At 71.6% G+C, this 13,645-nt stretch carries 12 protein-coding genes; 11 read left to right on the forward strand and 1 reads right to left on the reverse strand.

Going from position 1 to position 13,645, the window contains the following annotated elements:
• Positions 1-457 precede the first annotated feature (457 nt).
• The 10 genes from ACQPYD_RS20210 (at position 458) to ACQPYD_RS20255 (ending at position 11,559) form a co-directional block, all read left to right on the forward strand.
• The gene (locus ACQPYD_RS20210) at positions 458-850 is read left to right on the forward strand and encodes a peptidase inhibitor family I36 protein (protein WP_433697160.1); all 393 of its coding nucleotides are present in this window, start codon (positions 458-460) and stop codon (positions 848-850) included.
• 101 nt (positions 851-951) lie between these two features.
• On the forward strand, positions 952-2,217 hold the full coding sequence (locus ACQPYD_RS20215; protein WP_433697161.1) for an MFS transporter: 1,266 nt from the start codon (positions 952-954) through the stop codon (positions 2,215-2,217).
• Between the two features lie 46 nt (positions 2,218-2,263).
• Positions 2,264-3,439 carry a radical SAM protein gene (locus ACQPYD_RS20220; RefSeq protein WP_433697162.1) on the forward strand — a complete coding sequence of 392 codons (1,176 nt, stop codon included), beginning with the start codon at positions 2,264-2,266 and terminating at the stop codon, positions 3,437-3,439.
• Positions 3,440-3,442: 3 nt separating this feature from the next.
• Positions 3,443-3,703 carry an acyl carrier protein gene (locus tag ACQPYD_RS20225; protein WP_433697163.1) on the forward strand — a complete coding sequence of 87 codons (261 nt, stop codon included), beginning with the start codon at positions 3,443-3,445 and terminating at the stop codon, positions 3,701-3,703.
• Positions 3,700-4,995 carry a hypothetical protein gene (locus ACQPYD_RS20230; protein ID WP_433697164.1) on the forward strand — a complete coding sequence of 432 codons (1,296 nt, stop codon included), beginning with the start codon at positions 3,700-3,702 and terminating at the stop codon, positions 4,993-4,995. The genes ACQPYD_RS20225 and ACQPYD_RS20230 overlap by 4 nt, the downstream gene beginning before the upstream one ends.
• Positions 4,985-5,986, forward strand: a complete 1,002-nt coding sequence (locus ACQPYD_RS20235; RefSeq protein WP_433697165.1) for a Gfo/Idh/MocA family protein — start codon at positions 4,985-4,987, stop codon at positions 5,984-5,986. The genes ACQPYD_RS20230 and ACQPYD_RS20235 overlap by 11 nt, the downstream gene beginning before the upstream one ends.
• On the forward strand, positions 5,983-6,996 hold the full coding sequence (locus ACQPYD_RS20240) for a phosphotransferase family protein (RefSeq protein ID WP_433697166.1): 1,014 nt from the start codon (positions 5,983-5,985) through the stop codon (positions 6,994-6,996). Before ACQPYD_RS20235 ends, ACQPYD_RS20240 begins: the two co-directional genes overlap by 4 nt.
• Entirely contained in the window at positions 6,993-8,066 is a 1,074-nt protein-coding gene (locus ACQPYD_RS20245) for a hypothetical protein (RefSeq protein ID WP_433697167.1), read from the forward strand. The genes ACQPYD_RS20240 and ACQPYD_RS20245 overlap by 4 nt, the downstream gene beginning before the upstream one ends.
• On the forward strand, positions 8,063-9,352 hold the full coding sequence (locus ACQPYD_RS20250) for a condensation domain-containing protein (RefSeq protein WP_433697168.1): 1,290 nt from the start codon (positions 8,063-8,065) through the stop codon (positions 9,350-9,352). The genes ACQPYD_RS20245 and ACQPYD_RS20250 overlap by 4 nt, the downstream gene beginning before the upstream one ends.
• 602 nt (positions 9,353-9,954) lie before the next feature.
• Positions 9,955-11,559: a BCCT family transporter gene (locus tag ACQPYD_RS20255; protein WP_433697169.1), complete on the forward strand. Its 1,605-nt coding sequence runs from the start codon at positions 9,955-9,957 to the stop codon at positions 11,557-11,559.
• A gap of 195 nt (positions 11,560-11,754) precedes the next feature.
• Here the strand turns inward: ACQPYD_RS20255 and ACQPYD_RS20260 are convergent, their stop codons facing one another.
• A complete protein-coding gene (locus ACQPYD_RS20260) occupies positions 11,755-12,330 on the reverse strand; it encodes a TetR/AcrR family transcriptional regulator (RefSeq protein ID WP_433697170.1) in 576 nt (191 codons plus the stop codon).
• Between the two features lie 100 nt (positions 12,331-12,430).
• On the opposite strand from ACQPYD_RS20260, the gene ACQPYD_RS20265 reads away from it, so the two are divergent.
• Positions 12,431-13,480 carry a zinc-binding dehydrogenase gene (locus ACQPYD_RS20265; protein WP_433697171.1) on the forward strand — a complete coding sequence of 350 codons (1,050 nt, stop codon included), beginning with the start codon at positions 12,431-12,433 and terminating at the stop codon, positions 13,478-13,480.
• The last annotated feature ends 165 nt before the right edge of the window (positions 13,481-13,645 follow it).

Raw genomic sequence — 13,645 nt, forward strand, 5'->3', positions numbered from 1 at the left:
CGGGACGCCGGCGCCGCCCGAAAGAACCCGAAGGAAGACGTCGAGAAACGGCCCTTCCATCCCCAGAGCAGAGAAGAACGGCTTCTGACCTGCACTTTCAACAATGATCTTCGGATCATCGCATGACCGGATGTGGCCCTGCACCCCCTGCCGGCCAGAGTTCGCGGCATTATTCAAAAAACCGACACACCGCCCTGGATTCTGCTTCCCTCGTATGGCAAACTCCGTTGCGGCCGGTCCGCCTCGGGCAGACAAAGGGCCTATCGACAGAACTGCGTTCCCATGCTGCAAGGGAACTCCGCCCCCGTGCCCTCACTGGCGTAGGCGATATCAGTTCCCATGAGCATTCCCCGGGGAGTCCGCCCGGAAGCAGACCGATCGTCGTATTGCGTTGTGTTCGCCCACAGGTCCGCATCGCCCTGACATCCCTGTGGCAAAACCGAACGGAAGGAAGATCATGAAAAACGATTCGAAGCCCTGGCAGTGGCGGTTGGGCGCTCTCGCGACCGGTGCGGCGGCCCTGAGCCTCTTGCTGGGACCGGTCACGGCTCAGGCCGAGACCCGGTACGCCGCCGATGACGCCTGCCCCTTCTCCCACACCCTCTGCCTGTTCGAGGAAACCGGCTTCGGCGGCGAACGCTTCACCGTCGTCCCGTGGCCCCCCGGGCAGGGGGTCTGCGTCGACCTGGTGGAGCACGGGTGGGGTGGTCGCGCCTACTCGGCCCTCAACACCAGCGCGGGCTCCAACGCGATGTTCCAGAGCGATGACTGCACCGGCCAGCCGATGGAGGTGCCCACCGGCCCGACCCCGGACCTCTCCTTCAGCCCGAACAGCGTCTTCGTGTCCTGAGCCCGTCACCACGCTTACCGTACCGACGCTGTGGGAGCGCTCTCAACCAGACTCCGGGGAGACGGGTGTCCATCATTCGCCGAGCGGTCCCGCATGGAACGATGCGGCTGTCCCAGGACTTCCGCTGGTTCTGGTTCAGCCAGACGATGAGCTTCACCGGCGACCGGCTCACCGGTTTCGCCGTCCCCACCGTCGCGATCCTCGTGGTCGACGCGTCCAGCGCCCAGGTCGGGCTCCTGACCGCCACGGGCTGGCTGGCCTTCCCGGTGCTGGGCATGTTCGCCGGAGCCGTCCTGGCGCACGTACGGCGGCGGCTCGTCATGATCCTCGGTGAACTCGTCCGCTTCGGCGCGTTCACCGGCGTCGTGGCGGTGGCTCTCCTCGGTGAGGTGGGCTTCGCCCAGCTCGTCGCCGCGACGGCACTCGCCGGCGCGGCCATGGTGTTCGTCGACATCAGCGCCCAGTCCTACCTGCCCTCCCTCGTCGAACCCGGAGCGCTGTTCGCCGCGAACTCCCGGCTGCAGAGTTCCGACAGCATGTCCAAGCTGATCGGCCCCGCCGTGGCCGGAGCAGTCGTCGACATCGTCGGACCGGCGACCTCGGTGGCCGTCAACGCGGTTCCGTTCCTGCTGTCGGCCTTCGGAAGGACCCGTGTCCGCACGGTCGAGCCGCCGCCGCGGCCCGGGCACCGCCCGGAACCGGTCGCCGGGCGGATGCGCCACGGGCTCGGCTTCGTCTGGCGCCACGAGGCGCTGCGCCGGCTCGTGTGCGCCTCCGCGCTGCGCGGTTTCGGGATGGGCGCCGTCGACGTGGTGCTGCTGCTGTTCGCGTACCGGGTGCTCGGGATGTCCGGCACGGCGGTGGGGCTGCTGTTGGCGGTCGGCGCTCTCGGGGGCCTGGCCGGGGCGATGTCGGCGCACCGCATCGCCCGAAGGATCGGTGTGCGCCGCACGCTGTTGCTGTCGGGGCTGGAGGGGGCGTCCTGGATCGCTGTCCCGCTGTGCCTGGTGGCGGCGCCCGTCGTCGTCTTCGCGGTGATCAGGGTGTGTTCTTCGATCTGGCTGCCCGTCTGGGGCGTCCTGAGCACCAGCCTGCGGCAGAGGCTGACCCCGCCCGAGTGGCAGAGCACGGTGCACGCGACCGCCCGGACGATCCCCGCCACGGCCCTCCCCCTGGGGGCGCTGACCGGCGGGGCCGCGGCTGCGGTGGCGGGCGACCTGCTCGGAACCGCCGAGGGGCTCGTGGCCGTGCTCATGGCCGGCGGGGCTTGCGCGAGCACCGCGGTCCTGCTGCTGCGCGGGATCGACCGGCACATCGGGGACGACCTGTCGACGACGGCGGAGGTGGGGTCGGCACCCGCCGACTGACGCGCGGGACACCACGCAGGAACGACACGGATCGAGGGACGACACCATGCATCCGAGGACCACGAGAAAACTGAACGCCAAGGAATTCGCCGACATCAAGCACACGGTGGCGATTCGCTCGGAGGCGCGCGCCGGGAGGCGGGCCGATCCGGCGTACGCGGCGCCGCTGCCACAAGAGGTGAGCCTCCAGCTCACCTACCGGTGCAACCTCCGCTGCGTCCACTGCTACCAATGGAACGAACAGGGGTTCTTCCGCGACTTCAGCCCGCAGAAGCAGAAGACGGAACTGGACGTCGGCATCATCGAGGACGTGCTGCGCACCACCGCCGGGCGGCGGTCCAAGCTCTTCCTGTGGGGCGGGGAGCCGCTCATGCACAGCCGCTTCGGCGAGGTGGTCGACCTGCTGGAGCGCTATCCCCGCACGGTCAACATGTGCACCAACGGGCTGCTGTTCAAACGGAAACTGGACGACCTGCTCCGCATCGGTGAGAACCTCAACCTCCTCGTCAGCCTGGACGGCCTCGAAGAGGAGCATGAGGCGCTGCGCGGAAAGGGCACCTTCCGGCGCACCGTGGACAACATCCGAACGATGCTCGACCTCAAGCGGGAGAAGAGGTTCCACGGCGAGGTCTCGCTGTCCTGCATGGTCTCCCACACCACGGTCGGCAAGATGTACGAGTTCATGGAGTGGGCCGAGGAGTTGGGAGTCAACACGGTCTACTTCCAGTTCCCGTGGTACATCAGCCCTGAGGTGGCCGAGGCCATGGACCGGCTCTACGAGGAGTCGTTCTCCTGGCTGAACCCCGACACGGGGACACGGAAGCCGACCTGGCACTCCTACACCTACCGGCTCCCTCCCGAGCAGTTCCCGGTGTTGCGCGACTCGATGCGCCGTCTGACCGAACGGCAGTGGCGGGCCCGCATCCGGTACCAGCCCCAGCTGGAAGAGGAGGAGGTCGAGGCCTTCCTCCTCGGCACCTCGCGCCCGGCCCAGAAGCGCAGCACCTGCCTCGCGGTGTCGAACCGGCTGGAGGTGCACGCCGACGGCAACGTGAGCTCCTGCAAGTTCTTCCCGGAGTTCGTCGTGGGCAACCTGTACCGGACCGGCGTGGCCGAGCTGTGGCACAGCTCCTCGTTCCGCGAGGTCAGGAAGACCCTGGCAGCCAGCGGCATGATGCCCGTCTGCTCGAAGTGCATCCTTCTCTACCTCAACGGAGCATGAGACATGAACGACGACGAAGCCCGCATCAGTGCCGTGCTCGCGGACGTGCTGTCGAACGGCCTCACCGCGGACGGCATCGACCCCGAGAGCGATCTCGTGGAGGAGCACGGACTGGACTCCCTGCAGATGATCTCGTTCCTGCTGGGCATCGAAGACGCTTTCGACATCGAACTCGACTACGAGAACCTGGAGCTCGACGACCTGCGTTCGGTACGGCAGTTCACCGCCTTCGTGGCAGAGGTGAAGTCGGTGGGCGCCCGGTGAGGGGCGGCGGGGGCATCCACCTCGGCACCTTCGACGCCGAGCGGTCGTGGCGACCGTCGGACCTCGCCGAGCTGCCGGGCGCCGCGCTCCGGGACCCGCATGCCGAGCGGGCCGTGGAGACCATGAACGAGCTGCTCGCGGCGTTCTGCGGACCGGACGACCTGCTCGTCACCCGCCACCCGATGGCGACCGGCGTCCGCGACGGGTACTCCGCCCTCGGCGTCGGCTTCGCGCACCACCGGGTCGAGGCGGCGGTCGACCGGCCCGTGGAACAGGTTCTGGCGGAGGCGCCCGACGTCTCGGAGCTACTGGGCGGATATGTCGCCCTGGAGCCCTGGGCGGTACGTGAGGAGACCCGGTTCCTGGCCGACAGGCTCGGCCTGGGCGGAGGAATGCCCGCGACGGACGTCGTGGCCCGGGTCAACTCCAAGTCGTGGTCGAACGCGCTCGTGCAGGAGCTCGGCCTGCCCGGGGCGGGCCGTGTGGTGCGTTCGACGGACGAACTCGACGAGGCGGTCGCCGGACTCGGCCACGATGCGGTGGTGAAGGATCCTTACGGCGTCTCCGGGAAGGGGGCGCTGGAGGTGTCCTCACCACGCGTCCTCAAGGCGGTCCGACGCACCCTGGACCGGCAGACGGCCCGGGGAAGACGTGTTGAACTCGTGGTGCAGGAGCGCTACGACCGGTACCGCGACTTCTCAGCCCACCTGCGCGTCGCTCGTGACGGCACATGGGAACTGCTCGGGGTCCGGACGAGCGTCAACCGGGGGTTTCGCCACATCGGCTCGGGACCGCCCTCCGACGGCCTCGGCGCCCGGCTGGAGGAAGAGGGCTACCCGGAGGTGCTGGAGGCCGTGGCCGGCGCCCTGGCCCGTGCCGGCTACTGGGGTCCGGTCGGGGTGGATTCCATGCTGCTCGCGGACGGGACGCTGATCCCGCTCCTGGAGATCAACGCGCGCCGTTCACTCGGGCTGGTCGCGCTCGCCCTCGACTCGCGTGCCGCCGAGCGCGGTCTGCGCTGCTGGCTGTGGCAACTCGACCTGGGGGTGCCCCCGAACCGCGGCGTCCGCGATCTCGTCGAGGGCCTGCACCGAACCGGAGTGTTGTACGGGGGAGGCGCCCGCCCGGGCGTGCTCGTGCTGGGCGGCAGCGTGCTCGCTCCTCCCAGAGGACGGGTGTACTGCGCCCTGCTCTGCCCGCCGGACGAGGTGGAGCCCATGCGAGCGCGAACGGTGGAAGCCGCCGAGGCGGCGGGCATGACGCCGTGGGGCGGTGTCACCGGTGCGGCTTGACATCGGGTTGATCGGGGCGACCCGGATCGCCGAACGGGCGGTGATCGGGCCCAGCCGTCGACACGGGGACACGACCGTGCGTGCGGTGGCGGCGAGCGACCGCGACCGTGCGGCGGCGTACGCCTCCCGCAACCGCATCCCGCTGGTCCACGACGACTACGCGGAGCTGATCGCCGACCCGGACGTCAACACCGTGTACATCTCCCTGCACAGCGGCGCCCACGCGGCATGGACGGTACGGGCCGCCGAGGCGGGCAAGGACGTCGTGGTGGAGAAACCGCTGTGCCTGTTCCCCGGTGAACTGGCGGATGTCCGCCGGGCGGCCGAGGCGAACGGCGTACAGGTCGTCGAGGCGGTGCCGACTGCGGGGCATCCGTGGCAGGCCGTGGTGCACGGGATGATCGCCGAGCGCGCCTACGGGCCTTTGCGGTCCATCCGCACCGGGATCTCCTTCTCCGTACCGGGGCCGGGGAACTACCGGCTGAGGCCGGAACTCGGCGGCGGAGCCTTCCACGACAGCGCCGGATACTGGTTGCAGGCCGTCCAGGCCACGGCGGGCCTGGACTGCTCCGGGAGGAACGGCCGCATCGGGTCGCAGAACGGGGACGGAGCCGACACCTCCTTCCACGCGCGGCTCAGCTGGCCGAACGGCGTCCGCGCGGAACTGGACTGCGGCTTCGGCGACCGGCACGTGGCCGAGCACGAGTTCGCCTTCACCGGCGCCACCGTGCGAGTACGCGGTTTCCTCCGGCCGGTCGCGGGGGCCCTGCCGATGAATCTGGCTATCCGGCACTCCGACGGGTCCACGGAGATCCGCTCGTTCGCCCCCGTGGCGTACTACGACCACCAGTTCGACACGATTCGCGGAGCCCTCTTGACGGGGCACTGCGCGCCCGGCCTCGATCTCGCCGCCGCCGCTCGGCGGATCGAGACGATGGCGGCGATCCACCGGGACGCCGTCTGCAAGAACCGGACAGAGGAGGCACAGTGAGACCGGAGGATCGGATCGCGGTGGACCGCGCGGGAGTGCGGGCCGTGCTCACCGCGGCGGGGATCGACCCCGAGCGGCTGGACACCCACGAGGAGCTGGCGGAGGGGACCTTCAACAGCACCTACCGGGTACGCCTGACGGGCGGACCCGACCTGGTCCTGAAGGTCGCGCCGCATCCGTCCGCCCCGAGGATGAACTACGAGTACGGGCTGACGCGCACGGAGGAGCTCTTCTACAGCACCACGGCCGGCCTCCTGCCCGTTCCCGAGGTGGTGCATGCGGACTTCGACCGGCAGGCGGTCGCCGGCGACCTCCTGCTCATGACGCACCTTCCGGGGCAGACCCTGTACTCACGCCGCCGGCACACCGGCAAGAGCGACTGGGACGGGCTGCGCACCGAGCTGGGCGGCCTGGTGGCGGACCTGCACGGAATCACCGGGGACGCCTTCGGCTACCCGCAGGCAGGGCTGGCCCCGGACTGGCGTTCCGCCTTCCTGTCCATGGTCGACTCGGTACTGGCGGATGCCCGCCGCTACGCCGCACCCCTGCCGGCCCCCGCCGGCCGTATCAGGGAACTGGTACACGCCCGGGCTCACCTGCTGGACGACGTCCACACCCCGGCCCTGGTCCACTTCGACCTGTGGGGAGGCAACATCCTCGTGGACGACACCGGGCCCCGTCCGAGGATCACCGGGCTGGTGGACGGTGAGCGCGCCTTCTGGGGGGATCCGCTGGCCGACATGGTGTCGCTGGCCCTGTTCGGCGACATCGCCGATGACCGGGCCTTTCTCAGGGGGTACCGGGCCGCGGGCGGTACGGCCGACCTGGACCCCCGTTCCCGGGGCCGTCTCGCGCTGTACCGGTGCTACCTGTACCTGATCATGCTGGTCGAAGCGGTGCCCCGCGGTGGGTCCGGACCGGAGCACGAGTCCGTGGCGGGCCACGTGCGGCGGGAGCTTCTCGCGAGTCTGGAGACACTCTTCGACGGGGTGGGAGAGGACGACCGATGATCGAGGTCCTCACCTCCGGTGTCGCGCTGGGAGTGCACGTGCCCGGACTTCTACTCGCCCGCCGTGTGCGGGAGCAGGGCGGCGACATTCGAGTCACCGTGCTGGAACGGCTGCTTCCCGAGCAGAAGCGTGTTACGACCGAGAAGATGAAATGGGCCTTCCACCGGGACTTCCGTGTCGCCCTGGCAGGCCGGGGCATCGCGGCGGACCCGTCGAAGGCCGTGGAGGAGGAGGCCGTCGAGGAGCTGTTCCGGTCGTGGCGGGGAGGAGGTGTCCACACGCTCGTCGTCTTCTCCGGGTTCTGGCTCCCGATCGTGGCACGGTACGCCGCACGGTGCGACCGACCGCCCCGGGTACACGTCTGCCACGTCGACTCGGTGCCGTCGCCGTCGCTCCGCCGAGCGGACACCTCCGGCCTCGACGTCACCCACGTCCGACTCGCCGACGCGGAGAACGGCACGATCCCGTGCAGCATCCCGGTCAGCAGGGAGCCTGCCCCCGCCTGGTCCGAGAGGGAACAGCGGCTCCTGGTCCACGGCGGCGGCTGGGGCATGGGGACGTACCGTGAACAGGCCCGCAGGCTGAGCGCCCTCGGCTTCGCGCTGGACGTGATCGCCTACGAGGCACAGGACGTGCTCGACGCCCCCCGTGTGCGCTATCACATGGTGGATCCCGACTGGCATCCATGGCTGGACGACGGCTACCCGCCTCTCGGGCGTGTGCGCCCGGGGCGACCGATCCGCTACACCCGCGGGGCCGACCACCACAGCTCCTTCGACCTGGCCGGGGCCGCCATCGCGACCGTGAGCAAACCCGGCGGCGGAACCCTGCTCGATTCACTGTGGTCGGCGACGCCGGTGGTCTTCCTGAAACCCTTCGGCGACCATGAGCGCCGCAACGCCGAGCTGTGGGAGGGGAAGGGGTTCGGCATCCCGTTCGAGAGGTGGGAGGGGAACGGCTTTGCCGTCGACGAGCTCCACGAGGCCCACCTCCGGCTCCTGGACGCCACGGCGAACGTCCCCGACTACTCCGGGATCCTGACCGGGAGGACCGGGGAGGGCGCCGTATGACGACGGAGACCGTCTGGCCCGCCTCGATATGGCAGCGCTACGTCCTCGCGAGCGAGAAGCGCAGACCCGGCACCGGAACGGGGGTGTACTTCTCGGTGAACGCCGTGCTCGAGTTCGCGGGGCCGCTGTGCGTCCCGACCCTGACGAGCGCCTTCCGGGAACTCGTACGCCGGCATGAACTGCTGCGCACCCGCCTGGTGGTCGACCGGGGGTCCGAGCCCCTCCAAGTGGTCCGTTCCGACAGCACGAGCGCGATCGAGCTCGTCGACGAGGACGATGTCCTGGCGGCCGAGGGGTGGTCCCACGCCCCCGTCCGGCAGGAACGCTCCCCTCTCAGTGCCAGGCTGGCGCGCCGGGGGCCGGAGGCGCACGTGTTCTCGCTCCACCTCCACCACCTGGTCTCCGACCCGACGACGCTGTGGGGAGTCCTGGGCGAGCTCGCCGCCTTGTACACGGCAGCGCTCGGCGGCGCCGACGTACCCCCCGCTCCCGCCCAGTACCGGGAGTACGCGGTGGAGGAGCTGAGACGGTCCGGATCTGACCGGGACGCGGCCGAGCGCTGGTGGTCCTCCGCGGTCGGTCGCGCCCGGTTCGCCTCCGTGCGGCCCGGTCCTGAGAGTGAGCCCTTCGCGTTCCGGGAGGAATTCCTCGCGCCCGACCTGAGGGCCGCTGCCGAACGGCTGGCCAGGACCTACCGAGGCACGCTGTTCGTCGTCCTTCTGGCCGCGCTCGCCTGCGCGATGGACCCGCACGTGGGCGACGGCGACCACCTGGTCTTCAGCACCATGTTCGCCAGACGCGACCGGCCCCGCGGAGAGATGCCTCTGGGGCCGTGCATGGTGCCCGCATACATCCCGGTGCCGAGGCCGACCGAGGGCCTGTCGGAGGCCTATGCGGGCGCCGTCCGGGACGGCGTGCTCGGCAGCCGGCGGCACTCCCTCCTCCCCACCGAGGCGGTCAGGTCGATGAACCCGGCCTTCGAGGACCCGGAGAACATCGTCCCGTTCTTCGAGTACCTCCCGCTGCCGCGGCCACGCGAGCTCGCCTTCGGCCCCGTGAAGGGGCACGTGGTCGACGCGGCAGGGAGCCGCGACACGGGGCTCGCCCGCCACCTGGGCATCCGTGCCCGTCCGGCGTCCACCGGCGCCCTCGTCGCCCACTTCAGCGCGGACGGCAGGGGCTGGACCGCCCCCCTCACACGTGAGGTCCGCCGGGCTCTGGGCGAGGTGATCGACTCCGCCGCCCGCACCGCACCGTCCGGGACGGCGACCGCCGACAGGTCCTAGGCCAGGGACAGGAGCGCTTCCTCCCGGCCCGGCCGCCGACAGGTCGGGGGCTCCACCGGGGGGCCGGACCGCTCACCGCCCGCTTCCACGGCTCCCGCCAGGAGCGGTCGCCGCCGGACGAAGGGTCGGTGTGCCCCTCCGAGGTCCGTGAGGGCGAAGCGCCCCGGCGCCTCCCGGACCGGACGGGTATCAGCCTGCGGTCGGACACAGGACGCGCGCCACAAGCGTCCCGGGCACTGCCCGTACGCAGGTGTCGCCGAGGCCGGCGGGCCGGCTCCTCCTGGTGGAGGAGAGCCGGAGGCGCGTCGACCGTGTCCGCCCTCACACGGGCCGATACCGGGGCCTGCGGTAATGTGGACAGTCGTCGTCGCGCCGGCGGGCACGGGCCCCGGGGTCTTCCCCTCGTCCCCTTCCGCCCGTGCCCGTCGACGACCCGGCGGGACCGTTCTCGGCCCCCCGCCGGCCCCGTGCAGCACCTCTTGCGCCGGCAGTGAGACCGGGCGTCGTTCCCGGCGGCCTCCGCGCGCGCAGCCACGGGCCTTCAGATGCCGGCCGCGGCGTGTCCCGGCCGGTGCTTCCATTCGAGGGGCTTCCTCTACTCCATGTTCTCCACTCTGCGCTCACGCGCGTCCGCGCGAGGCAGACGTTCCGATCCCTGGGTCATGGGCGTGACCAGCGTCTTCATGGTCGTCTTCGTCACCGCGTCCCTGGCCTCCCCCGGTGCGGTGGGGGCCGTCGTCGACGCGGCCTTCGTCTGGTCCGCGCGCTGGTTCGGCGCCTACTGGCAGCTCCTGATGCTGGCCACCTTCGTCGTGATGACGATCCTGGCCTTCTCCCGCTACGGCAGGGTCCGCATGGGCGGGACCTCCTCGCCGGAGTTCGGCAGGTTCACCTGGATCGCGATGATCGTCACCACCCTGCTGGCCGCGGGAGGGGTGTTCTGGGCGGCGGCCGAGCCCATCGCCCACTACGCCTCCCCGCCCCCGCAGTACGCCGACCTGTCGGGCGGGCCGGAGGGCGCGGCCTACGCGCTGGCGCAGAGCTTCGTCCACTGGGGCTTCATCGGCTGGGCGATCGGCGGCGCGCTGGCCACCCTGGTCATGATGCGCGGGGTGGAGAAGGGCATGCCCCTGCGCCCGCGCACCCTGCTGTGGCCGCTCATGGGCGAGCGGGTGCGCACGCACTGGATCGGCGCGGTCGCCGACATCAGCTGCGTGATCGCCGTGATCGCCGGGACCGTGGGGCCCATCGGCTTCCTGGGCCTGCAGATCTCCTACATCTGCAGCCGGTTGTTCGGGCTGCCCGACACCTATCCCGTCCAGGCCCTGATCATCCTGGGCCTGACCGCCGTGGCCGCGGTGTCGGTGCTGAGCGGCCTGCACAAGGGCATCCAGCTGCTGAGCCGGGCCAACGTCTGGGTGGCCCTGGCCCTCATCGCCGCCATCGTCGGCATGGCCTCCCTGCCCTTCGTCCTGGACCTGTTCGTGCAGGCGAGCGTCGTGCACGCGCAGGAGTTCCTGCCGATGGCCCTGTACGGCGGCGACGAGCAGTGGCTCGGGTACTGGACGCTGTTCTTCTTCGGCTGGTTCCTGGGCTTCGGGCCCATGATGGCGGTCTTCTTCGCCCGCATCTCGCGGGGCCGCACCGTGCGCGACATCTACGTCGGCGCGACGGTGGTGCCCTCGGTGGTGACCATGGGCTGGTTCACCGCCCTGGGCGGGACCGGCATCTGGCTGGAGCAGCGCTCGCCCGGAACGATCACGGGCCCCTACAACGAGGACGGCCTGCCCGCCGCGGCGCTGGCCATCCTGCAGGCGCTCCCGCTGACGGGGGCGCTGGGCGTGCTGATGGTGCTCGTGGCGCTGATCTTCCTGGCCTCCACGCTCGACTCGATGTCCTACGCCATCTCGGTCTCCAGCATGCACGCGGGCGAGCCCTCGGGCCTGGTCCGCGCGTTCTGGTGCGTGGGCATGGGCCTGGCCGCGGTCGCGCTGCTCCTGGTGGGGGACGGCGGCATCCAGGCCCTGCAGTCCTTCATCGTGGTGACCGCGGTCCCCGTGGGCCTGGTCATGCTGCCGACGCTGTGGACCACGCACCCGCTGCTGCGCGAGATGGCGGTCGAGCAGGGCATCGTCGCCCCGGGCCGCCCCACGGGCGAGGACGGGGACGGCGCCGTCCGGGAGCGCGCCGAGGAGCCGGTGGCCTGACCGGTCCCGGGCCCGCGGGGAAGGGGTCGCCCCTCCCCCGCGGGCCCGACCCGCCGCCCGTGGCCCGTTCCCGGCCGGGGGGACACCGCGACCGCACGGCGGCACACCCCCGGAGCGGGCGGGTACTCCGATACGGCGTCCGCCGCCCTGCGCACGCCTGCCCCCGCGGGCCCGATCGCCGGAGGCCCGGCACCGTCACCGGCCGGGCGGCGCGCCGGACCGGACCAGGGCTCGCGCGAGGTCGGCGGTCTGCGCCAGGGCGTCGATCGGGAGCGGCTGGACGGCGAGGGCTCCCTCGTGCAGCACGAGCAGCCGGGTGGCGAGGGCGGCGGGGTCCGGGCGGCCGGCCGCGGCGGCGAGTTCCCCGAACAGGCGCAGCAGCCACAGCTTCTGGTCCGCGGCGATGCGGTGCGCGGGATGCGCGGGGTCGGGGAGCTCGGCCAGCGCGTTGATGAACGCGCATCCGCGCGCGTTGGCCCCGCTCCAGGTCCGCAGGGCCTCGAAGGGCGCCGTGACGGCTTCGAGGGGGTCCTCGCAGGCGTCGACGGCGGCGCGGACGAGGGAGCGCCAGCGCCGGTCGCGTTCTGCGAGGTAGACCGCCACGAGGCGGTCCTTCGAGCCGAACTGGTTGTACAGGGTCCGCTTGGTCACACCCGAGCGCTCGGCGATCAGGTCCACCCCGACCGCCGTGATCCCGCGGTTGTAGAACAGCTCCTCGGCCGCCGCCGCGATACGGCGGCCCGCCGGTGACATGGGCTGTGCTTCCTGCATCGGGCACCCTCTCTGTTCGGTACGCCGTGACAGCAGTTTACAGATCGGTGTACCGTGGCAGAAGTTCACCGATCGGTATACCCACGAGGAGGTTCAGACGATGGACGTGTCCGAGACCATGCGCGCGGTACGGATCGCGGAGCACGGAGGACCGGAGGTCCTCGAGCTGACGGAGGTGGCCGTGCCCGCCCCGCAGGAGGGAGAGGTGCTGGTCCGGGTCGGCTCGGTGGCGCTGAACAACACCGACCTGTGGACCCGGGAGGGCGCCTACGGCCGCCCGGGGAACCCGGAGGCGCTGTCGGGCTGGCGGGGCCCGATCGGCTTCCCGCGCATCCAGGGGGCCGACGTGGCCGGCCGGGTCGCGGCGGCGGGCGCCGGCGTGGACGAGGCCCTCGTCGGCCGCCGGGTGGTCGTCGATCCGGCGATCTACGACACCGGGGAGCCGGACGCGAACCCGGTCGGCCTGATGGGGAGCGAGCGCGACGGGGGCTACGCCGAGTACGTGACCGCACCGGCGGAGCAGGCCCACGACGTGACGGAGTCCCCGCTCACGGACGACCAGCTCGCGGCGCTGCCGACCGCCTACGGCACGGCCCTGGGCATGATCGAGCGGGGCCGGATGCGGGAGGGGGAGACCGTCCTGGTGTCGGGGGCCTCCGGCGGCGTCGGTCTCGCGCTGATCCAGATCGCCCGGGCGCGCGGCGCGAGGGTGGTCGCCGTCAGCAGCGGGTCCAAGATCGACGCGGTGCGCGAGGCGGGCGCGCACGAGGTCGTCGACCGCGCCCGGGACGTCGTCGGGCAGGTCCGCGCCGCCGTCCCGGAGGGCATCGACGTCGCACTCGACGTGGTCGCCGGGGACCTGCTGAACGAGGGGCTCCCGCTCCTGCGCGAGGGCGGCCGGTGGGTCGTCGCCGGGGCGCTCGGCGGGTACGGCGCGTCCTTCGACGTGCGCCGCCTCTACCTGCACAACGCGCAGCTGATCGGCTCGGCCATGCACACGCCCACGCACTTCGCCCTCCTCATGGACCTGGCCCGCCGGGCCGCGATCCGACCCGTGATCGCCGCGGCGTTCCCGCTGGACCAGGCCGCCCGCGCCCAGGAGGAACTCGCCCGCCGGGGGCACGTGGGAAAGATCGTCCTGCACCCCTGAGGGGCCGCCCGCCCGAGGCGGCGGGCGCCCGCCGGGAACCCGCGCGGGGCCGCGAAGGCCCCCGGCCGTCCGTGCGGGCACCCCCCGCGCCCGCCGGGACCCGCCCGGACGGGCCTTGTCGGGCATCCGCCCGGCGCCCCGCCGGCACCACCGCTAGAGTCCCTG

Origin of the sequence: Nocardiopsis sp. CA-288880, from assembly GCF_050955985.1 — a bacterium.
Classification (GTDB): domain Bacteria; phylum Actinomycetota; class Actinomycetes; order Streptosporangiales; family Streptosporangiaceae; genus Nocardiopsis; species Nocardiopsis tropica.

Coding starts and splice junctions, on each gene's coding strand:
- ACQPYD_RS20225 (WP_433697163.1), top strand. CDS start 3,443: ATGAACGACGACGAAGCCCGCATCAGTGCCGTGCTCGCGGACGTGCTG.
- ACQPYD_RS20210 (WP_433697160.1), top strand. CDS start 458: ATGAAAAACGATTCGAAGCCCTGGCAGTGGCGGTTGGGCGCTCTCGCG.
- ACQPYD_RS20215 (WP_433697161.1), top strand. CDS start 952: ATGCGGCTGTCCCAGGACTTCCGCTGGTTCTGGTTCAGCCAGACGATG.
- ACQPYD_RS20250 (WP_433697168.1), top strand. CDS start 8,063: ATGACGACGGAGACCGTCTGGCCCGCCTCGATATGGCAGCGCTACGTC.
- ACQPYD_RS20245 (WP_433697167.1), top strand. CDS start 6,993: ATGATCGAGGTCCTCACCTCCGGTGTCGCGCTGGGAGTGCACGTGCCC.
- ACQPYD_RS20220 (WP_433697162.1), top strand. CDS start 2,264: ATGCATCCGAGGACCACGAGAAAACTGAACGCCAAGGAATTCGCCGAC.
- ACQPYD_RS20265 (WP_433697171.1), top strand. CDS start 12,431: ATGGACGTGTCCGAGACCATGCGCGCGGTACGGATCGCGGAGCACGGA.
- ACQPYD_RS20255 (WP_433697169.1), top strand. CDS start 9,955: ATGTTCTCCACTCTGCGCTCACGCGCGTCCGCGCGAGGCAGACGTTCC.
- ACQPYD_RS20260 (WP_433697170.1), bottom strand. CDS start 12,330: ATGCAGGAAGCACAGCCCATGTCACCGGCGGGCCGCCGTATCGCGGCG.